At 74.8% G+C, this 21,609-nt stretch carries 14 protein-coding genes; 7 read left to right on the forward strand and 7 right to left on the reverse strand.

The genetic code is table 11. The annotated features are described in order from the left end of the window. Positions 1-84 precede the first annotated feature (84 nt). The 5 genes from BJY14_RS36710 to BJY14_RS36730 all read left to right on the forward strand — a co-directional run bounded on the left by BJY14_RS36710 (position 85) and on the right by BJY14_RS36730 (position 7,606). Positions 85-2,142, forward strand: coding sequence for an alpha-L-rhamnosidase-related protein (locus tag BJY14_RS36710; RefSeq protein ID WP_179847804.1), 2,058 nt, complete (start codon positions 85-87; stop codon positions 2,140-2,142). Between the two features lie 44 nt (positions 2,143-2,186). Continuing rightward, entirely contained in the window at positions 2,187-5,381 is a 3,195-nt protein-coding gene (locus BJY14_RS36715) for a family 78 glycoside hydrolase catalytic domain (RefSeq protein ID WP_179847805.1), read from the forward strand. A gap of 189 nt (positions 5,382-5,570) precedes the next feature. Continuing rightward, entirely contained in the window at positions 5,571-6,362 is a 792-nt protein-coding gene (locus BJY14_RS36720; RefSeq protein ID WP_179849869.1) for an aldo/keto reductase, read from the forward strand. Positions 6,363-6,441: 79 nt separating this feature from the next. Further along, positions 6,442-6,660: a hypothetical protein gene (locus BJY14_RS36725; RefSeq protein WP_179847806.1), complete on the forward strand. Its 219-nt coding sequence runs from the start codon at positions 6,442-6,444 to the stop codon at positions 6,658-6,660. Between the two features lie 61 nt (positions 6,661-6,721). Further along, a complete protein-coding gene (locus BJY14_RS36730) occupies positions 6,722-7,606 on the forward strand; it encodes a ribokinase (RefSeq protein WP_312879590.1) in 885 nt (294 codons plus the stop codon). Position 7,607: 1 nt separating this feature from the next. Here BJY14_RS36730 and BJY14_RS36735 read toward each other — a convergent pair whose 3' ends face one another. Then, positions 7,608-8,036, reverse strand: coding sequence for a PH domain-containing protein (locus BJY14_RS36735; RefSeq protein ID WP_179847808.1), 429 nt, complete (start codon positions 8,034-8,036; stop codon positions 7,608-7,610). Positions 8,037-8,101: 65 nt separating this feature from the next. Here BJY14_RS36735 and BJY14_RS36740 point away from each other — a divergent pair, with 65 nt between their 5' ends. Then, positions 8,102-9,031: a Ppx/GppA family phosphatase gene (locus BJY14_RS36740; RefSeq protein WP_179847809.1), complete on the forward strand. Its 930-nt coding sequence runs from the start codon at positions 8,102-8,104 to the stop codon at positions 9,029-9,031. A 21-nt stretch (positions 9,032-9,052) separates the two neighbouring features. Here the strand turns inward: BJY14_RS36740 and BJY14_RS36745 are convergent, their stop codons facing one another. From BJY14_RS36745 to imuA', 4 genes are all read right to left on the reverse strand, one after another. Next, positions 9,053-11,071 (reverse strand): protein kinase domain-containing protein, encoded by a 2,019-nt coding sequence (locus tag BJY14_RS36745; RefSeq protein WP_179847810.1) that lies wholly within the window; start codon positions 11,069-11,071, stop codon positions 9,053-9,055. Positions 11,072-11,200: 129 nt separating this feature from the next. Further along, positions 11,201-14,470, reverse strand: coding sequence for an error-prone DNA polymerase (locus tag BJY14_RS36750; RefSeq protein WP_179847811.1), 3,270 nt, complete (start codon positions 14,468-14,470; stop codon positions 11,201-11,203). 51 nt (positions 14,471-14,521) lie between these two features. After that, positions 14,522-16,036: a DNA polymerase Y family protein gene (locus BJY14_RS36755; RefSeq protein ID WP_179847812.1), complete on the reverse strand. Its 1,515-nt coding sequence runs from the start codon at positions 16,034-16,036 to the stop codon at positions 14,522-14,524. Beyond that, on the reverse strand, positions 16,033-16,815 hold the full coding sequence (gene imuA' / locus BJY14_RS45990; protein ID WP_179847813.1) for a DnaE2-dependent mutagenesis accessory factor ImuA': 783 nt from the start codon (positions 16,813-16,815) through the stop codon (positions 16,033-16,035). The genes BJY14_RS36755 and imuA' overlap by 4 nt, the downstream gene beginning before the upstream one ends. 145 nt (positions 16,816-16,960) lie before the next feature. Here imuA' and mtnA point away from each other — a divergent pair, with 145 nt between their 5' ends. After that, entirely contained in the window at positions 16,961-18,013 is a 1,053-nt protein-coding gene (gene mtnA, locus BJY14_RS36765) for an S-methyl-5-thioribose-1-phosphate isomerase (RefSeq protein WP_179847814.1), read from the forward strand. On the opposite strand, the gene BJY14_RS36770 is transcribed toward mtnA, so the two are convergent. After that, complete coding sequence (locus BJY14_RS36770) at positions 18,010-19,308, reverse strand: serine hydrolase domain-containing protein (protein ID WP_179847815.1); 1,299 nt, start codon at positions 19,306-19,308, stop codon at positions 18,010-18,012. The two genes, mtnA and BJY14_RS36770, sit on opposite strands and share 4 nt — an antisense overlap. A gap of 109 nt (positions 19,309-19,417) precedes the next feature. Beyond that, positions 19,418-21,550: a M28 family peptidase gene (locus BJY14_RS36775; RefSeq protein ID WP_179847816.1), complete on the reverse strand. Its 2,133-nt coding sequence runs from the start codon at positions 21,548-21,550 to the stop codon at positions 19,418-19,420. Positions 21,551-21,609: the final 59 nt, after the last annotated feature.

Below are 21,609 nucleotides of genomic sequence, written 5' to 3' on the forward strand. Positions count from 1 at the left end.
GTGCGGGAGGGCGTTGGCCCGCCCTCCCGCACGGTGGACCCCTCATCCCACGTCCTGCTCAAGACCGGAAAACGCGAGGAATCCATGCGCACCAGCGTATCCAGGCGCCACCGCGGCGTAGTCGCCGTCGCTCTCGGACTGTCCGCCCTGACCGCCGCCCAGGCGGCCCCACTCGCCACCGCCTACGCCCAGCCGGGCCGCGGTCCCGCCCCGTGGGAGCGGTACAACTTCTCCCCGTCGTCGCGGACGCTGCACCCGGTGTCCGTCTTCAAATCCAGCGGCGCCGTGGCCGACCCGGGCGCCGTCCTGAAAGGCGGCACGACCAGCCTGTCCGGGGCCGGATCGTCCGTCACGCTGGACTTCGGCAAGGAGGTCAGCGGACTCACCACGCTGCACTTCGCCGGGTCGGACGGCCCGCAGAAGGTCGGCGTCGCGTTCTCCGAGTCGTCCACGTACGTGGACACGACGAGCGACGCGTCCACCGGCGGGCCCCGCAGCCGCGACGGCGCCCTGTCCGTGGACGTCGACGGCGCCACGTCCTACACCACGCCCGCCGAACTGCTCCGCGGCGGCTTCCGCTACCTGACGATCTTCCTGTCCTCCGGCGGCCGGGTCGACCTGGACAAGGTGTCGCTGTACTACACCCCCGCGCCGACGATGAAGGACCCGTCGAAGTACGCCAACTACTTCTATTCGAGCGACGACCTGCTCAACCGCGTCTGGTACGCGGGCGCCTACACCGTCCAGCTCAACACGATCTCCCCGAAGACCGGCCGGGTCTGGGAGCCCCCGGCGGCGCTGTGGAACAGCACCGGCGACATCGGCGTCGGCGACACCATCCTCGTGGACGGCGCCAAGCGCGACCGGACGGTCTGGCCCGGCGACCTCGGCATCGAGATCCCGAGCGCCTACGCGGCGTTCAACGACACCGAGTCCGCCCGCAACGCGCTCACCACCGTGTACCAGCACCAGCGCGACACCGGCGAGCTGCCCTACGCCGGGCCCGAGCTGAACAAGTACGGCTCGGACACCTACCACCTGTGGACCCTCGCGGCGAGCTGGGACTACTACCGCTACACCGGCGACGCGCGCTGGCTGTCGGGCGTCTGGGACCGGTACCGCAAGGGCGTCGACTTCATCACGCAGAAGATGGACGACAAGGGCCTGGTGTCCATCACCGGGACGTCCGACTCCGTCCGCATCCTGGCCAAGGGCGAGAACCTCATCGCGAACGTGCTGATGTGGCGCGTCCTCGACACCGGCTCGCGGCTCGCCAAGGCGCAGGGCGACGACGCCCTGGCCGCGTCCTACGCCGAGCGGGCCGCCGCGCTCCGCACCGCCATCAACACGAACTTCTGGGACGAGGCCGCCGGCGCGTACAAGTTCTACCCGAACTCGACGATCCACCCGCAGGCGGACAACTCCCTGGCCGTCTGGTACGGCCTCGCCGACCAGAGGCAGGCGCGCCGCATCAGCACGTCCCTCAAGGGCAACTGGAACGAGGTCACCTCGACCGCGCCCGAGAACAAGGGCAACCCGGGAGTCTTCTCCGGATCGATCGAGGTGAACGCCCACTTCGCCGCCGGCGGCCAGGCCGCCGACCAGGCCGGAGTGGACATCATCCGCCGCCAGTGGGGCTACATGCTCGACCACCCGGAGGGCACCGGCAGCACCTTCTGGGAGTCGTTCCGCAACCCGCAGGACGGATGCGTCTTCTGCAGTTCCTACGTCAGCCTCGCGCACGCCTGGGCGACGGGCCCGACCCCGGCGCTCACGTTCTCCGTCCTCGGCCTGAACCCCACCGGGACGGGCGGGCGGTCGTTCGACTTCGTCCCGCACCCGGCCGACCTCACGTTCGCGCAGGGCCGGATCACCACGCCGGCCGGGGCGGTCGACGCCTCCTGGAAGGTCGCCGGCGGAACCTACACCGCGCACCTGAAGGCTCCGGGAACCGCCGTCGGCCGCGCCGGCGTGCCGACGTTCGGCGCCCGGGTCGAGGTCCGCGTCGACGGGCGCCTCGTCTGGGACGGCGCCCGCGCCCGGGGCGTGGCCGGCCTGAAGCTGGGCGTCCACAGCGACGGCGAATACGTGTACATCGACGGTCTGCGCGGCTCGCACCGCCTGCGGAGCGACCGCGCATGACCACCCCGTCCCCCCGCTCCACCCACCCCCCTGAGGAGCACGGCATGAACGAGTTGTCGCGGAGAAGGTTCGTCCAGGCCGGCGGGATCGCCGCCGCGGCGGTCACGGCGAGCGGCGCGGTCGCCGCGCCCGCCCTCGCCGCGCCCGCCGCCGCCCCGCACCGGGAGCTGCGCCCCACCGACCTGCGGGTCGACCACCTGCCGTCCCCGCTCGGCATCGACGACACGGCGCCGACGCTCGGCTGGCGGTTCGCCGCCGGGCCGCGCGACGCCGTCCAGAGCGCCTACCAGGTGCGGGTGGCGAGCACGGACGCCCGCCTCGCCCGCCCCGACCTGTGGGACTCCGGCAAGGTCGCCGGGGGCGCCGTCTCGGCCGTGTACGCGGGACGCGCGCTGAAGTCCCGGCAGCGGGCCTCGTGGCAGGTCCGCGTGTGGGACGGGCAGGGCAGCGCGTCCGCGTGGAGCGAACCGTCGCACTTCGAGATGGGCCTGCTCGCCCCCGCCGACTGGACGGCCGGGTGGATCGGGAACGCGGTGTGGTCGGCCGACCCGGAGCCCGCGCCCGCGACGGTCGCGTTCGCCGCCCGCACCGCCCGGTACGTCCGGCTGAACGTGACCCGGCTCGGGCTGCCGATCAAGGAGGGCTGGCCCTACAAGGTGTCGCGGCTCCAGCTCGCCGAGATCCAGGTGCTCGACGGCGCGTCCGGCCCGAACCTGGCGGCGAAGGCGCCGGTCACCGCGTCGGAGAGCTACACCGTCGGCGGCCAGTGGGAGCCGAAGGCCGTCACCGACGGCAACCTCACCAGCGACGCCGCGCCCTTCGGCTACACGAGCCTCGAGCGCAAGGACCAGGACCTCGCCGCGCCCATCTGGATCCAGATCGACCTCGGCAGGGAGCAGCGGTTCGACCGGATCCGGCTCTACCCGCGCACCGACGAGACGACCGACGACGGCAGGACCCCCAACTTCCCGGAGGACTTCACCGTCCAGACCTCCGGAGACGGCACGGCGTTCGACACGGCCGCCGCGGTCAAGGGCCAGGAGGCGCCGCCGCCGCTGCGCCGCCAGCCCGAGGCCCTGCCCGTCCTCAGGCGCGAGTTCACGATCGGCAGGCGCGTCCGCTCGGCCCGCCTCTACGCCACGGCCCTGGGCGTCCTGGACGTCACCGTGAACGGGCGGCCCGTCAGCGACGCCGTCCTCGAACCGCCCTACAGCAAGTACAAGGAGCGGATCGTCTACACCACCTACGACGTGACCAGGCTCCTCCACCGCGGCGGCAACACCGTGGAGGTGGAGCTGGGCACCGGCATGGCGCACGTGCCGCCGACGCCCGGCCGCTACGAGAAGCTGACCCGCTCGGACGGCAAGCCCGCGTTCCTCGGCCAGCTGGAGATCACCTACACCGACGGGTCGCGCGAGGTCGTCGCGTCCGACACCTCGTGGCGCACGGCCCTCGGCGCGACGACCTTCACCAACTGGTACGGCGGCGAGGACCACGACGCGCGCCGCACCCGGCGGGACTGGACGGCGGCGGTGCGCGTCGCGGCGCCGACCGCCCGGCTCGCCGCCCGCATGGCGCCGCCGATCGTCCCGGTCGAGACCCTGCGCACCAAGAAGATCACGAGCCCGAAGGACGGCGTCCACGTCGTGGACCTCGGCGTCAACTTCGCGGGCTGGCCGCTGCTGCGCGTCAGCGGCCCGGCCGGGACGAAGGTGACGATGCGCCCCGGCGAGCTGCTCAACGCCGACGGGACCGTCAGCCAGCACACCACCGGCTCGCCCATCTGGGACACCTACACCCTCTCCGGCGACGGCACCGAGACGTGGCATCCCCGGTTCTGTTACCACGGCTTCCGCTACCTGCAGCTCGAGGGGCTGCCGGGGGAGCCGGACGACGGCACGGTCACCGGGATCGTCCTGCGCGCGGACAACGCCAGGGCGGGCTCGTTCACCAGCTCGCACGGCCTCCTCAACGACATCCACAAGATCATCGACCGGGCCGTGCAGAGCAACATGTACTCCGTCCTCACCGACTGCCCGCACCGCGAGAAGCTCGGCTGGCTGGAGCAGGCCAACCTGGTGTTCCCCGCCGTCGCCCGCAACTACGACGTCACCGCCTACTACGGCGAACTCGTCCGCGACATCGCCGAGGCCCAGACCGAGGACGGCCTCGTCCCCGACATCGCGCCCGAGTTCACGGTGTTCGGCGGCGGATTCAGGGACGACCCCAACTGGGGCAACGTCATCGTGTTCGCGCCCTGGCAGATGTACCGCGCGTACGGCGACGAGGCGACGCTGCGCACCTACTACCCGAACATGGTCCGCTACGTGGACTACCTGTCCGCGAAGGCGAAGGGGAACCTGCTCGACTACGGCCTCGGCGACTGGATCACCTTCGACAACAGCACCCCGAAGGGGGTGACCGCCACCTTCGGCTACCACCGCGCCGTCACCGCCCTCGCGCGGATCGCCCAGGTCGTCGGGAAGGGAGCCGACGCCGCGCGGTACGAGGCGCTCGCGGGCGAGATCGGCTCGGCGTTCAACGCCAAGTACGCCACCGGCGACACCTACGGGTCCGGCAGCCAGGCGTGCGACGCGCTCGCTCTCGACATGGGGGTCGTCCCGGCGGACAGGAAGGCGGCCGTCCTCGCCCACCTGGTGAAGAGCATCGAGGCGAAGGGCTACCACCTGACGGTCGGCGAGATCGCGCTGCCGTCGGTGTTCCACGTGCTGTCCGCCGCCGGGCGCGACGACGTCATCCACGCGGTCGCGACGCAGACCGGCAACCCCAGCTACGGCTACCAGGTCGTGCACGGCGCGACCTCGCTCACCGAGAACTGGGACGGCCCCACCTCGGGCGCCTCGCAGAACCACTTCATGCTCGGCGCGATCGACGAGTGGTTCCACGCGAGCCTCGCGGGCCTCGGCCAGACCGACGACTCGATCGGGTTCGCGACCCTCCTCGTCCGGCCGGCGGTCGTCGGCGACGTCACCCGCGCGGCCGCGACCTACGAGACGCCGCGCGGGCACGCCGCGTCCTCGTGGCGCCGCGCCGGCAGGAAGCTCCGCCTGGACGTCACCGTCCCGCCGAACACGCGGGCCCGCGTGGAGTACCCGCTCCTCGGCGGATCCGCGAGGCCGAAGGCACCGCAGGAGGCCAGGTGGATCGGTGTCCAGAACGGCCGCGCCGTCTTCGAGGTCGGCTCCGGCGACTGGACGTTCGAGGGGAGCGTGTCATGACGGCCGGATGACCACCGGCGGATCACGTGCCCGCGGGCCGGGGCTCCACGCCCCGGCCCGCGGGCCCCGCGCGCTTGGCCCGGCCATGTTTGACCGCACGTCGCTGGGCAGGAGAAGCACACGGCTCACAGCCGGGGAAGGAGGGACACCGTGACCGTACCCAACGTGGATCTCATCGACGGGACCGCGATGCCGCAGCTCGGCTTCGGGGTCTTCCAGGTGGGGGACGACGAGGCCGAGAGCGCCGTCGCGGTCGCCCTGCGCAACGGCTACCGCAGCATCGACACCGCCAGCGTCTACGGCAACGAGGAGGGCGTGGGGCGCGCCCTGCGCGCGTCGGAGCTGCCGCGCGAGGAGCTGTTCATCACCAGCAAGGTGTGGAACAGCGACCAGGGCTACGACGCCACCCTGCGCGCCTACGAGGCGAGCCTGCGCCGCCTCGGCCTGGAGTACCTGGACCTCTACCTGATCCACTGGCCGATGCCGGGCCGCGACATGTACGTGGAGACCTGGCGGGCGCTGGAGCGGCTCAAGCACGACGGCCGGGTCCGGTCGATCGGCGTCTCCAACTTCACCGTGCCGACGCTGCGGCGCGTCCTCGACGAGGCCGACGTCGTCCCCGCCGTCAACCAGATCGAGCTGCACCCCTACTTCCAGCAGGACGGGATGCGCGCCTTCCACCGCGACCACGGCATCCGCACCGAGGCGTGGGCGCCGCTCGGGCAGGGCCACGGGCTGCTGGACGACCCCGCCCTGGACCGCATCGCGGGGGCCCACGGCCGCACCCCCGCGCAGATCGCGCTCCGCTGGCACCTGGAGATCGGGAACGTGGTCATCCCGAAGTCGGCGACGCCGTCCCGGATCGCCGAGAACATCGACGTCTTCGGCTTCCGGCTGACGCCGGACGACATGAAGACGCTCGGCGAGATGGACAAGGGCGTCCGCTTCGGCCCCGACCCGGCGACGTTCGAGACGGACTAGCGAGCCCCGCGAACCGCACGCCCCGGTGCGGGCACCCCCGAGATCATGACCGGGAGTCACGAGGCGTAACGTTCCGTGCATGGGGGAGGGGCGGGGGAGCTGGACGGGACCCGGGGGACTGCGGGTGACCGCGGTGCGGCTGACCGGCTCGCACGCGGTGTGGGCGGACTTCGCCGGCGTGCGGGGGGCGACCGCGCTGCTGGTGACGCGGGACGGCGTGCCCGTCGGCCGCGGCTACTACCCGTCGGTCGACGACCTCGCCGAGATCGTCGACCTGGCGGAACTGCGCTCGGAGTAGCGGTTGCGCGGACCGCCCCCGCGCGTGTAGTCGGTTACGGGTGGGACAGCGCAGGTGTGACGTGGCCGTGGTGGGGTCGCTCAACGCCGACCTCGTGGTGGGCGTGGAGCGGCGGCCCGCGCCGGGGGAGACCGTGCTCGGGTCCGACCTGGCCACGCATCCGGGCGGCAAGGGCGCCAACCAGGCGGTCGCGGCGGCGCGGCTCGGCGGCCGGGCCGCGATCGTCGGCCGGGTCGGCGACGACGGGCACGGCGCCCTGCTGCGCGAGGCCCTGGCCGCCGACGGGGTGGACCTGGCGCACCTGGCGACCACGCCGGGCGTCCCGACCGGCGTCGCGCTGATCACGGTCGGGCCGGACGGCGACAACAGCATCATCGTCTCGCCCGGCGCCAACGCCAGGCTCGGCCCCGCCGACGTCGAGGCGGCCCGCGCGCTGATCGAGGACGCCGCGGTGGTGTCGTTCCAGATGGAGGTGCCGCTACCCGCGGTGGAGGCCGCCGCCGGCGTCGCCGCCCGCGCGGGCCGCCGGGTCGTGCTGAACCTCTCGCCGGCCGCGCCGGTGCCGGACGGGCTGCTCGCCCTCTGCGACCCCCTCGTCGTCAACGAGCACGAGGCCGCGTTCCTGCTCGGCGGGGACGGCGACCCGAGCCGGATGGCGGCGGAGCTCGCCGGGGCCGGCCCCCGCTCGGTCGCGGTCACGGCCGGCGCCGGCGGCGTCGTCGTCGCCGACGGCGGGGGCGCGGCCGCCATCCCGTCGCCGCGGTCGGAGGCGGTCGACACCACGGGCGCCGGAGACGCCTTCACCGCCGCGCTGTGCCTGCGCCTCGCGCGCGGCGACTCCCTGCGGGACGCGGCCCGCTACGCCACCCGCGCCGGCGCCGCCGCCGTCCGCCGCCCCGGCGCCCAGACCTCGTTCCCCACCCCGGCCGAACTGCCCAGGCTCTAGTTCACCGGTCGGTGCGGGCGCGGAGGCGGTACAGCTCGTCGGCGGCGTCGTGCACGTCCGAGCCCAGGTCGAACGCGCTGAGCAGGTACAGGTCGTCGGCGGTCTCGATCTCCAGGATCCGCGTGTGCAGCAGGAGCCGGCGCCGCTCGTCGACCCGGATGGAGACCACCTGCTCCCAGCGCAGGCGGTGGCGCCTGGCGTAGCCGGTCACGACGGTGAGGCCGTCGCCGTCGGCGGCGAGCCGGACCGGGGCGACCAGGTCGCGCAGCGCGAGCACGTTCAGGCCGATCGCGGCCGCGCCCGCCAGGAAGAGGAACTGGGGGTCGTGCGAGTACAGCACGAGCAGCGCCGTGACCGCCGCCGCGGCGGCGCACTTGACCACCACGTGACCTGGCGGTACGCGCCACCGCCGCTCCTGACCCGGCTCCATGCCGCAGACCATAGCCGCAGCCGGGGCCTGCCCGCGCCATGGATCGGTCCGATAGCGTCGGGATTATGCGACTCGGTGTACTGGATGTGGGTTCGAACACGGTGCATCTCCTGGTGGTGGACGCCCATCGGGGCGCGCGGCCCCTCCCCGCGTACTCCCACAAGGCGGACCTGCGGCTCGCCGATCATCTGGAGGACGGCGAGCGGCTCTCCGACGAGGGCGAGACGCTGCTGCGCGACTTCGTCGACGAGGCGCTGCAGGTCGCCGAGGACAAGGGCGTGGAGGATCTGGTCGCGTTCGCCACCTCCGCCGTCCGCGACGCCTCCAACGGCGAGGACGTGCTGGCGCGCGTCCGCGAGGACAAGCGGATCGACATCCGGGCGCTGTCGGGCGAGGAGGAGGCGAGGCTGACCTTCCTCGCCGTCCGGCGCTGGTTCGGCTGGTCCTCGGGACGGCTGCTGGTGGTGGACATCGGCGGCGGCTCGCTGGAGGTCGCCTCCGGCATCGACGAGGAGCCGGACGCGGCGTTCTCCCTGCCGCTCGGCGCCGGGCGCCTCACCCGCGACTGGTTCACCACCGACCCGCCGCCCGCCGAGGAGGTCCGCAACGTGCGCCGGCACGTCCGCGCGGAGATCGCGCGGCGGGTCGGGGACGTCGCCCGGTACGGGGCGGCCGACCACGCGGTCGCCACGTCCAAGACGTTCAAGCAGCTCGCCCGGATCGGCGGCGCCGCCCCGACGGCCGACGGCCCCTTCCAGCGGCGCGTGCTCGCCGGCGGGGACCTCACCGACTGGACCGACAAGCTCGCCGCGATGCCCTCCGCCGAGCGCGCCGAGCTGCCCGGCGTGTCCGAGCGGCGCGCCCCGCAGCTGCTCGCGGGCGCGATCGTCGCCGACGCCGCGATGGACCTGTTCGAGCTGCCGGAGCTGGAGATCTGCCCGTGGGCGCTGCGCGAGGGCGTCATCCTCCGCCGGCTCGACATGATCACCGGCTGAGCGCGGGGCCGGTGCGGCCCGCTACGACCAGTTCGGGTGGCCGAGCACCCGGCCCTCGGGCGTGACGGCCCGGTCGCCGGTGCCGTCCGCGCGGACGGCGCGGATCACCGGGTCGGTGACCGCGCCGCGCACGTAGGCGAGCCAGCGGCCGTCGCCCGACCACGCGGGGTCCATGTCGCGCGCCGCCCCGGACGTCAGCGCGTGCGCGCCGGACCCGTCCGCGTTCATGATCCAGATGTCGCTCCCGGTGGCCGGGCCCCGCACGTAGGCGACCTTGGAGCCGTCGGGCGACCACTCCGGGTCGACCGCGCGGACACCGTCCTTGGACAGCCGCGTCCAGGTGCCGCCGGGCCGGTCCGCGTCCATGGTGTAGATCTGCTCCACGTCGGAGTCGCGCTTGCTCCAGAACACGAGCCCGCCCTTGGACGACCACATCGGGTCGTCCTTGAGGGAGTCGTCGGTGGTCAGCTGGGTGGCCGGGCCGCCCGCCACGGCCACGGCGAAGATCTGCCGGACGCCGTCCCTCTCGTCCACGTAGGCCAGCCGGGTGCCGTCGGGCGACCACGTCACGCGGGTGCCGCGCACGATGCCGGTCACCTTCCGGGCGCCGGACCCGTCGGCGTTCGCCACCCAGGCCTCGGCGCTCCTGTCGCCCATCCTGGTGAACGCGACGCGCCTGCCGTCCGGTGAACGCTCGGGGAGGACGTCGCAGCTCGGCCCGCCCACGAGCGTCTTCGCGGACGCGTCGCCGGGCCTGTAGACGCCGATGTCGGCGTTGCACGACGTCGGCCAGCCGGGCGCGGTGTCGATCCGGACGAACATCGGCGCGGTCGGGAACGCCGCCGAGCCCGCCGCCGCGTTCCGCGCGCCGCCGGACTTCTGGCCGGACAGGTACACGGCCCCCGCCACGATCCCCGCGGCCAGCAGGGCCGCCGCGGTCGACGCGGCGAGGACGCCGCGCCGCGACGGCCCCCGGCCCCGGGCCGGGGCTGGGGCCGCCGGGAATTCCCGCGCGGTGGGCGGGTCCGTGCGGCTCTCGTACGCGGGTTCGGTCCGCGGCTCCGGCTGGGGCTGCGGCTCCGGCCGAGGCTGGGGCCGAGGTTGCGGGACCGGAACGTCCTGGGAGGTGGCCGACGGGTTCGCGGCGTGCGGAACCACCGGGGCGCCCGCGGGCGGGGAGGTCCACATCTCGCCCAGCTCGGTCGTCACGGCCGCCTCGCCGGACCCGCCGACCAGCGCCAGGAGCAGGTCGCGGGCGCTCGGCCGCTGCGCGGGGTCCTTGCGCAGCGACGACCGGACGAGCCCGGCCAGCGACGGCGGCAGGTCGCCGATCTCGGGGTCGGCGTGCACGGCGCGGGCCGCCATGATCTGGAACGAGCCCTGCCCGAACGGGTTACGCCCGCTGGCGGCGAACGCCACCAGGCAGCCCCAGGCGAACACGTCCACGGCCGGGGTGACCTGCTGCGTGGTGATCTGCTCGGGCGCGATCCAGCCGGGCGTGCCGACGACCTGCCCGGTCCGGGTGTGGGAGGAGGCCATGTCCAGCGCGCGGGCGATCCCGAAGTCGATCACGCGCGGGCCGGAGATGGACAGCAGCACGTTGCTCGGCTTCAGGTCGCGGTGCACCAGGCCCGCGCTGTGGATGGCGACGAGCGCGGCGGCCACGCCGACCGCGACGCCGTGCAGCATCCCCGGCGACAGCGCCCCGTTCGCGCTGACGTGCTGGAGCAGCGACGGCCCGTCGATGTACTCGGTCACCATGTAGGCGAGCCCGAGGTCCTCGCCGTGCTCCAGGACCTGTGCGGTGCAGAACGACGCCACGCGCTGGGCGTTGGCGGCCTCGTCGTGGAAGCGCGCGAGGAACGTCCTGTCGCCCGCCAGCTCGGCCCGGACCACCTTCACGGCCACGGCCCGCCCGCCGGTGTCGCGGCCGAGGTAGACGGCGCCCATCCCGCCCTCGCCGATCTTGGCCTCGATGCGGTACCGGCCGATCCGGGAGGGGTCGTCCGGGCGCAGCTCACCCAGGGAGGTCGCGTCCATGAGGTCTCACCTTCCGCCCCCACGGAGCCACGTCTTGGCGACCGCCCCCACGGCGGCACGCGGCCCCAACGCCTCCATACGATGACAGAGGAGGCGGCGAGGTTCTAGCGCGGGCCGCACGATCTCGTCTCAGTGGAAGTTCCGGGCCCGGACCCGGCCGGGGACCGGCAGCCGGCGCAGCCGGGTCGCGCGCACGTTGGTGACCCCGTCCACGCGCTCCAGACGGCCGCTGACCAGCAGCGCCTGCGAGTCGACGGCGAGGGCGCGGTGCCGCTGGAACACCTGCGGCGGGCACACCACGTTGATGATGCCGGTCTCGTCCTCCAGGGTCATGAACACGATGCCGCCGGCCGTCGGCGGGCGCTGCCGGTGGGTGACGAGCCCCGCGACGACGACGTTGGTCTCGCCCGGCGTCGCCGCGAGCCGCGCGGACGGCAGCGCGCCCAGCTCGTCCAGCGCCTCCCGGACGTGCGCGACCGGGTGGGTGTGGGAGACGCCGGTCGCCCACAGGTCGGCGAGGGTCTCCTCGATCGGCGTCATGGCCGGGAGCGCCGGGGCGGACGCGCCCGGCGTGACGCCCTCGATCCGTCCCGGGCCCGAACCCGCCAGCGCGCCCGCCGCCCAGAGGGCCTCGCGCCGCGACAGGCCGAACCGGTCGAACGCGCCCGCGGTGGCGAGCGCCTCCAGGGCGCCGGCCGACAGCGGCACGCGGCGGGCGAGGTCCTCCATGCCCGTGTAGGGGCGCCCGGCCGCGACCGCCTCGGCGGTGTCGTCGCCCAGGTTGCGGATGCCCGACAGCCCCAGCCGTATCGCCGGCTGCGGCGCGGCGGGCGCGTGGGGATGGGCGGAGTCGACCTCGACGGGCTCCTCCAGGGTGGGATGGACGCCGCTGGCGTTGACGTCCACGCCCCGGACCACCACACCGTGCCGCCGGGCGTCGGCGAGGAGGCTCTGCGGGCTGTAGAACCCCATCGGCTGGTTGCGCACCAGGGCGGCGGTGAACGCGGCGGGGTGGTGGCGCTTCAGCCAGGCGCTCGCGTACACCAGATGGGCGAAGCTCTGCGCGTGCGACTCGGGGAACCCGAACCCGGTGAAGCCGAGGATCTTCTCGTACACGCTCTCCGCGATGGGGGCCGGGATGCCGCGCTCGGCCATCCCGTCGAGCAGCCGCCGCCTCAGCCGCTCGACGCGCTCGGGCGCCCGCTTGGCGCCCATCGCCTGCCGGAGCTGGTCGGCCTCGGCGGGCGTGAAGCCCGCGCAGTCGACGGCGAGCTGCATCATCTGCTCCTGGAACAGCGGGACGCCGAGCGTCCGGGACAGCGCCGGCTCCATCAGCGGGTGCGGGCAGTCGGCGGGCTCCAGGCCCTTGCGCCGCCGCAGGTAGGGGTGCACGGACCCGCCCTGGATCGGACCCGGCCTGATCAGTGCCACCTCCACCACCAGGTCGTAGAACTCGCGGGGCCGCAGCCGGGGCAGCGTCGCCATCTGCGCCCGCGACTCGACCTGGAACACCCCGACCGTGTCGGCGTCGCACAGCATGTCGTAGACCTGCGGGTCGTCCGGGGGGATCGACTGGAGGTCGTGCCGGCGCCCGTGGTGCTCGGCCACCAGGTCGAAGCAGTCGTGCAGCGCCGCGAGCATCCCGAGGCCGAGCAGGTCGAACTTGACGAGCCCGGCCGCCGCGCAGTCGTCCTTGTCCCACTGCAGGACGGTACGTCCCGGCATCGTCGCCCACTCGATCGGACAGATCTCGCCGACGGGCCGGTCCGCGATGACCATGCCGCCGGAGTGGATGCCGAGGTGGCGGGGGAGCGTCAGCATCCGGCCCGCCAGCTCCCGCACCGGCGCCGGGATGCCGGTCTCCGTCCCGACGGGGTCGCGCGGGTCGATGCTCTTCGACCACGCGTCCTGCTGGCCGGGGGAGAAGCCGAGCGCGCGCGCCGCGTCCCGGACGGCCATGCGCGGGCGGTAGCTGATGACGTTGGCGACCTGCGCCGTGTGCGTCCGCCCGTACTTCCCGTAGACGTACTGGATGACCTCCTCGCGGCGCCGGTGCTCGATGTCCAGGTCGATGTCGGGCGGGCCGTCCCGCCCGGGCGACAGGAACCGCTCGAACAGCAGGCCGTGCCGGACGGCGTCGACGCCGGTGATGCCGAGCGCGTAGCAGACCGCCGAGTTGGCCGCCGACCCCCGCCCCTGGCACAGGATCCCCTTGCTCCGGCAGAACTCCACGATGTCGTGCACGATCAGGAAGTAGCCGGGGAAGCGGAGCTGCTCGATCACGTCCAGCTCCCGGGCGATCTGCTCGTGGGCCCCGGTGACCCGCTCCCGCTCGGGCGGCCCGTACCGCCGGAGTGCTCCCTCCTTCACCAGGCGCCGCAGCCAGCTCGCCTCGTCGTGCCCGTCCGGGACGGGCCAGTCGGGCAGCCGGGGCGCGACCACGTCGAAGTCGAACCGGCACTCCTCCGCCAGCGCGACCGTCCGCTCGCGGACTCCGGGGAACCGCGCCAGACGCCTCTCCATCTCCGCGCCGCCGCGGATGTGCGCTGTGCCGCCCGCCGGAAGCCAGCCGGCCATGTCGTCCAGGCCGCGCCGTGCCCGGACGGCGGCCATGGCCTGCGCGAGCCGCGCGTCGGCTCCGGGCGCGGCGAAGTGCACGTTGTTGGACGCCACCACGTCCACCCGGGCCCGGCGCGCCAGCGCGAAGAGGGCGTCGTTGCGCAGGTCGTCGTCCGGCTGGTCGTGGTCGATCAGCTCGACGAACACGTTGTCGCGGCCGTAGGCGGCGATCAGCTCGCGCAGCTCCCGTTCCGCCGCGTCCGGGCCGCCCGCCTCCAGCGCGGCCGGGACCGGGCCCTTCCGGCAGCCGGTGAGGACGGCCCACCGGCCGTCGTGCGCGGCGGCCAGCGCGTCCGCGTCGTAGACGGGACGGCCCTTGCGGCCGCCCGCGAGCTGCGCGGACGTGATCGCCGAGCAGAGCCGCGCGTACCCGGGGGCGCCCCGGGCGAGGACGAGCAGGTGCCGGCCCGCCGGGTCGGGCTCGCCGGTCCGCGGCCCGGGCAGGCCGAGGCCCAGCTCCGCGCCGAACACCGTGCCGATCCCGGCCTCGCCCGCGGCCTGCGCGAACTGCACCGCCCCGTACATGCCGTCGTGGTCGGTGACCGCCATCGCCCGCACGCCGAGCCGGGCCGCCTCGGCGACCAGCGAGCCGGGGTCGCTCGCCCCGTCCAGGAAGCTGAACGAGGAGTGGACGTGCAGCTCCGCCCACGGCACCGCCGCCTCGGCGCGGCGGGGGACGCCGGTCGGCTCGGGCGGCGGCTCGGGCGCCCGCTCCCCGGGCCGCCACGAGAGCCGCTCCTCGAACTCGCGCCACGGGATCGGCGGGTTGTGCCATCCCATCAGCCGGAGCCCTCCTCGGTCATGGACGGCCGCTCAGTCATCGACGGCCGCTCAGTCATAAACCGCCTCGACGTGCCAGCGCCCGCCCTCCACGGCGAGCAGGTAGGCGGCGCCGTCGTCGGTGGTGACCTGGAACCGGGCGCGGCGGCGCGCGGCGGCCGGGTCCCACCAGCGCTCGTCGGCGGGCCACGGGCCCGTCCAGCCGGTCACGGCGGCGGGACGTCCGCGCACCCGGAGCGTCGCGGGCGGCGCGGACACCTCGCACCGCGCCGACACCACGACCGCCGCGCCGGACGCGTCGGCCAGCTCGGCGGGAGCCGGCGACGCCGGGACGACCGACGGCGCGGGCCCGGGCACTCTCCCGGGCCACGGCCCCTCCCGCGGCTCGGCGGGGGCCAGGTCGCCGACCGGGACGCGGATCACCCGCTCGCCCGGGCCGCGCCCGCCCACCAGCACGGGCCGCGCGATCCCGTGGTGGCCGAGGAGCGCCTGGATCCGGTCGGCGGCCCGCGCGACGCGGTCGGTGACGGTGGTGCGCCCCCAGAGCCCCTCCTGCCTCCCGAGGTCGGGGACGAGCTGGTCGGGCGCCAGCTCGACGCACGTCACGCCGCCCCAGACGTCCTCGCCGTCTCCGGCCGGCCGGTGCGCCGACAGCTGCCACCGCACCCGCTCGGCGACGGCCAGCGCCGACAGCCCGTCGTGCCGCCACAGCCGCCGCAGGACGTGCCCGTCGGCGAACCCGACCGCGACCTCCAGCCGGACGCACGCGAGCCCGCCCGCGGCGAGGCCCTCGTGCAGCTCGGCCGCGAGCCGCTTCGCCGCGAACACGACCCGCTCCGCCTGCTCGGCGGGCGGGTCGAAGCCGCCGCGCACCGACAGGTCGGCGGCGGCGCGGACCGGTGCGAGCGGGCGCGGCTCCTCGCCCCGCGCCAGCCGGTGCGCGAGCGCCCCGTCCGTCCCGAAGCGCCCCGCGACGTGCCCGGACGGCAGCGCCGCGAAGTCGCCGAGGGTCTTGACGCCGAGCCGCCGCAGCAGGTCGGCCAGCTCCGGGCGGTCGAGCACCGACAGCGGGTACGGCGCGAGGAACGCCGCCGCGCCGCCCTCCGGCACCACGACGCCGCCCTGCCCCGCGCGCGCCGCCAGCTCGGCCGCGAACAGCCCGTCCGCGACGCCCGTCCCGCAGTCGTGGCCGGCCTCGACGACCGTGTCCTGCACCAGGACGCGCAGCGCGTCCTCGCCCCCGTAGAACCGGGCGGGCCCGCGCGCCGGGATCGCGCACAGCCCCGGCCGCACCACCTCCACGCGCGGCGTCAGCTCCGCGACCGCCTGCGCGACCGCCTCGAAGCGGCGTCCTTCCGCGTCGGTGTCGCGCTCGCGCACCACCAGCTCGGGACACCGCCGCTGGGCGTCGCGGATCCGCTGCCCGCGCCGCACCCCCTCGGCGCGCGCCGCCGCCGAGCAGGCGGCCACCTGCCCCCGCACGACCACGGCGCCCGGTGCCGCCGCGTCGATCCCGACCGCGGTGACCGGCCAGTCCGGGCACCAGGCCGCGAGGACCCTGGTCACGCGATCCCCTCCTCGGCCCGCACCCGCACGAGCGGTGGGACGCCGGACGGGCGCGGATGGACGGGCGCGCCGGCGGCGACGGCGCCGGGCACCAGCTCCAGTGGCGGCCGCGCCGTCTCCACCGGCCGGACGCCGCCGTCGGGCGCGGGGAGCCAGAGGCTCGCGCGGCGGCCGGAACCCGGGGCGTCGTGGCCCTCGGCGACGACCTGGACGCGCCGGCCGGTGAGCCGGCCGTGCCCGTCGGCGAGCCCCTCCCAGACCGGGTCCTGCACGCGGAGGCGGAGCCGGGTGCCGGGCCAGTCGCGGGCGAACGCGCCGGTCAGCGTGAGGACGCAGCCGTGCTTGCGGGCCAGTGCCGACAGCCGGCGGACCGCGGCGGCGCCGGGACGCTCCGGCGGGCACAGCAGGACCAGCTCGACGGCCTCGGCCAGGGCGGCGACGACGTCCGGCCAGCGGTCGCCGGGCTCGTCGACGAGCAGCAGCCGCTCGGGCTCGGCGCCCATGCCCGCCGCGGCGGCCACGCCGAAGCCGGGGAGGCCGACGACGCCGCACCAGCCGCCGGCGCCGTCCTCGCCGCCGTGCCGGGACACGCCCGCGGCGAGGGCGAGTCCGAGGGAGGCGGCGCCGGGGCCGTCCAGCCCGACGACCGAGCCGGGACGCAGCCCGCCGCCGGGGACCACGGTCCGCAGCGCGGGCAGCACCGGCACCGTCGCGTGCGGGGCCGTCCCGGGTCCGGCCTCCAGCGCCGACGCGAGATCCCGCAGGGCCGCCTCCGGCACGCTCGCCCTCCTCTCACACCCTCCCGCACAATCTCGAACACAAGTTCGACCTGTGTCAAGTTGTCGCAGGTCACACGGTGGAGTCGGGCAGGGCCGAAAGCCCGATAGGGGCGGGCTTCACGGCTTTTTTGGGCATGATGGGGAGATGACGACCGATGTGCCGACCATCGCCTGGACGGGCGACGCCCTGCGGCTGCTGGACCAGACCGTCCTGCCCCACCGGGTGGAGTTCCTCGCGGTCCAGGACGTCGACGCGCTCGTGGACGCGATCCGGCGGCTGGTGGTGCGGGGCGCCCCCGCGCTGGGCGTGGCGGGCGCCTTCGGCGTCGCCATCGCGGTCCGCCAGGCCGAGCGCGAGGGCTGGGACAGCGCCGGGCGCGACGCCGCGATCGCCCGCGTCCGGGAGGCCCGCCCGACGGCGGTGAACCTCGCCGCCGGGGTGGACCGGGTCCTGCCGTTCGTCGCGAAGGGCGCCGACGCGGTCGCGGCCGAAGCGCAGGCCCTGCTGGACGAGGACGTGCGCGGCAACCGGGCCATCGGGGCCCACGGCGCCGACTGGATCCTCGCCCGGGCGGGGGACCGGCCCCTGCGCGTCCTGACCCACTGCAACGCCGGATCGCTCGCCACCGCCGGCTGGGGGACCGCCCTCGGCATCGTCCGGGAACTGCACGGCCGCGGGCGCGTCGAGATCGTCTACGCGGACGAGACCCGCCCCCTGCTGCAGGGCGCGCGGCTCACCGCGTGGGAACTCGACCGGGCCGGCATCCCCTGCGTGGTGCAGGCGGACGGGGCCGCGCCGAGCACGATCCTGCGGGGCCTGGTGGACGTCGCGGTCATCGGCGCCGACCGGATCGCCGCCAACGGCGACACCGCCAACAAGATCGGCTCGGTCGGCGTGGCGCTGGCCTGCCGGGAGGCCGGCGTTCCGCTGGTGGTCGCCGCGCCGTGGAGCACCGTCGACCTCGCGCTCCCGGGCGGCGCGGGCGTGCCGATCGAGGAGCGCGACGCCGGGGAGATCCTGTCCTGGGGCGGCGCGCGGACCGCCCCGGAACGGGTGGGCGCGTTCAACCCCGCCTTCGACGTCACGCCCGCCCGCCTCGTGACCGCCCTGGTCACCGAGACGGGCGTGCTGGAGGTCTCGAAGGGCGCGACGCCCGCGGCCGCCGCCACGCCCGGGTCTGGCTCCGCGGGCGTTTAGAAGTACGTGCTGAACAGGTTCGTGGAGGGCCAGGTCGTCAGCGCGTTCGCGACCTTGTGCAGCGGGGCGCTGAAGTCGTCGTACTCGTAGGTGAGCCCGGACGGGTCGTCGCGCTGGTCGAACAGCAGCGCCCAGGTCACGCCGTCGTAGCGGCGCGTCACGATCGTGCTGGTCCCGTCGAGGGCGCCGGAGTGCCAGGTGTTCCGGCCTCCCGTCACGTCGCGCACGTACCAGCCGAAGCCGTAGTAGGACCCGCCCGAGTTCAGGCCGGTCTCCGGCTTGGCGAAGATCGAGGCGATCGAGGAGGAGCCGAGGACGCTCGTCCCGCCGTCGTGGATCTGGGTGAAGCGCACGTAGTCGACGGCGGACGCGAGCCAGCCGCCCATCGGGGTGCGGTTCTCCACGTTGAACGTGCCGTAGGGGGCCGGGAGCGTCGTCCCGACCTCGTCGAACACCGACGGGCCGGTGCGCTGCGAGAAGTAGGGCACCTCCCCGGCCGCGCGGCCGGCCGCCAGCGACCTGCCGGGCCGCATCCGGGTGATCCCCATGGGGGCCAGCACGTTCTCCTGGACGTACTGCTCGTAGCTCGTCCCCGCGGCCTTGGCGATGATCTGGCCGAGCAGCAGGTAGCCGTAGTTGCTGTAGGCGAAGGTGGAGCCGGGGTCGTGGTCGAGTTTCAGGCCCGTCCCGTACTGGACCATGTGCTCCCGGGTGATCGGCAGCGGGACGCCCAGCAGTTTCGCGGTGGTGCGGTCGCGGTAGGTCGGGTCGCCGGAGATGTCGCGGTCCCAGCCGCCGAGGTGCTGGAGCAGCCGCCGCACCGTCACCTGGCCGAGGCGCGGGTCGGCGGACTGGCCGGGCGGCGGCGTCAGCGTCAGCAGGTCCGTCACGCGCGCCGACAGGCTGAGCTTGCCGTCCTGGACGAGCCGGGTGACCGCCGTGGCCGTGACGGCCTTGCTGAGGCTGGCGAGCCGGAACAGCGACGTCGGCTGGACGCTCAGCGCCGCGTCGTCGCTCCAGGTGTATCCGCGCGCGAGCACGAGCTTGCCCTTGCGCATGACGGCGAGCGAACCGCACGGGATGTTCCGGGCCTGCATCAGCGACTTGACGGCGGTGTCGAAGCCGCCGAGCCCGGCGCCCGCCGTCCCGGAGACCCGCCACGTCCGGGTGCCGGCCCGCGTCGCCGCCTTCCGGGACGCCGTCCCGCATCCGCCGGCGAGTGCGGGGGCCGCGAGGCCGAGCCCCGCGGATCCCATGAGCCTGCCGAAGTCCCGCCGGCTGAGCCCCTGCGCCATCGCGTCCCCTCCCGATCACCCTCCCCACATGATCCACATGGGGGTGAGCGGGAAAAATAACATGATCTTGGGGCGATACGGCCGGTTTCCGGCGGGAACGCCGCGCGGGTCACTCCTCCGGGGCGAGGGTGCGGGCGGCCGCGCGCAGGCTCGCGAACAGCCGGGCCTCCTGCGCCCTGGCGGCGCGGACGTCGCGGTCCGAGAACAGCGCGTCGTGCAGCCCGGGAAGCCGCTGCGTGGCGTAGCCGGTGTCGATCCCGGGCGCGTAGATCTGGTGCCGGTACCAGGGGCGGCCCGGCAGCCCGGCCGCGGTCAGAAGGTCCCGCTCCGTCCGCATGATCTTGTCGTTGAGGCGGCGGAACGCGGCGGTGTCGCCGTCGCGCAGCGCCTTCCCCGCGCGCGCCTGGAGCGCCTCCGCCGCGCGCTGCCAGGCCCCGGCCTGCGCGATGTCGCGCGAGACGTCCACGACCACGGAGCCGAGCCGCCTGCGCTGCTCGGCGGTGAAGTCGGCGAGGTAGCGGGCCGTCTCCTGCGCGTACGGGCGGTAGCCCATCGCGATCACGTCGGCGTTGGCGAGCCGCAGCGTCGCGATGCCGGCCAGCCGCGACATCGCCGCGTGGTACTCCCAGGACGGGTCGCCGAAGCGCTCCATCCAGTAGAAGTCGTCGCAGGAGCAGTGGTAGTTCCCTGACGATCCCGGCGACGCGGCGCCGACGTCCATGGCGGGCACCCCGTACCGCTGGAAGAACGCCTGGAAGTCCGAGCCGCCGCCGATGCGGTCGATCGGGGTCTCGCCGGAGTTCTGCGCCTTCCACGCCTCGTACAGCGTCCCGCCGGTGCCGGGCCAGCGCACTTCCTTGGAGGCGTCGATGACCGAGCGGTCCAGCGCGGGCGTGGCCGACGCGCCGAACCGCGATCCTCCGGCGCCGTCCATGTTGACGTAGGCGACGGTGTCGCGGAGCAGGTCCGCGCGCTGCTCGGCGTACTCGGTGGAGCCGAACAGCCCGTACTCCTCGCCGTCCCACGTGGCGAGGACGACGGTGCGCTTAGGGCGCCACCCCTTCTTGAGCAGCGTCCCCAGGGCGCGCCCCACCTGGAGCACGTTCTCGGTGCCGGACAGGTTGTCGCTGCTGCCGTACGCCCAGGAGTCGTGGTGCGCGCCGAGCATGACCTCCTGCTCGGGGTGCTCGCTGCCGGGGATCCGCACGATGACGTCCCAAAGCGGACGTACCTGGAAGGTGTTCCTCAGGTCCAGGTGCGCCCGCGTCCCGCCCGGCCCGAACCGGTACGTGAACGGAAGGCCGCCCTGCCATTCCCTCGGCACCTCCTTGCCGTTCAGCGCGCGCAGCAGCGGCTCGGCCGCGCCGTAGGAGATGGGCGTGGTCGGGACGAGCCCCTTCAGCATCGGCGCCTCCGACGGCGGGACGCGCCGCGCGCCCTTCACCGACGGCCAGCCGGGCGTCTGCGGGTCTCCGGCCGCGAGCTGGATCTGCGCGATGCTGCCGCGCTGGATGCCGTCGGAGGCGCGCCACGGCCCGGCCGGGTACACCGGGCCGTGCGCGGACCCGTCGTCGGCGGGGTCGGAGTAGATCAGCACGCCCCTGGCGCCGCGCCGGGCGGCCTCGCGCGGCTTGATGCCGCGGAACACCGACCCGTACCGGACGAGGACGATCTTGCCCTTGACCGAGACGCCGTTCTCGGCGAGCAGGGCGAAGTCCTCGGGGCGGCCGTAGTTGGCGTAGACGACCTCGCCCCGCACGTCCCCGGACGGCGACATGCCGTTGTGGGACGGGATGACCTCGTCGTAGAACTCCTGCCAGGGGCGCCGCTTCTCCTTCACCGGCAGCGTCAGGCGCCGCGGCGCGGTCATCTCGACCTTCACCCGCTCCGGCATGGACAGGTAGGCGTAGTACGTCCTGACCTCGGGTTTCAGGCCGTACGACCGGAGGCGGGCGACGATCCGCCCGACGCGGTGCCGGTCACCGGTCGTGGTGGCCAGCGCGGGCTCGCGCGCCAGCTCGGCGTCCAGGTCGCGTGCCGTCCGCGCGGACGGGACGGCCGACAGCAGCCGCTCGTACCGGCGCTGCCACTTCGCGTTCTCCGCGGTGAAACCCGGGATCGGGCCGTCCTGCCTGGGGGCGGGGGGCGAGGCCGCGGCCGGAGCCGCGACCGCGAGGGCGAGGACGGCGGACAGGACGGGGCCGCCGATCGCGGCCGGTGCCCGGGTTCGGGAGCGAAACACCGGTGATACCTCCCAGTACGCGTTGTATGGGTGCTGATGTACGGGTGCGCCCGGAACGT

It is taken from the genome of Actinomadura luteofluorescens (assembly GCF_013409365.1).
GTDB classification, from domain to species: Bacteria; Actinomycetota; Actinomycetes; order Streptosporangiales; family Streptosporangiaceae; genus Spirillospora; species Spirillospora luteofluorescens.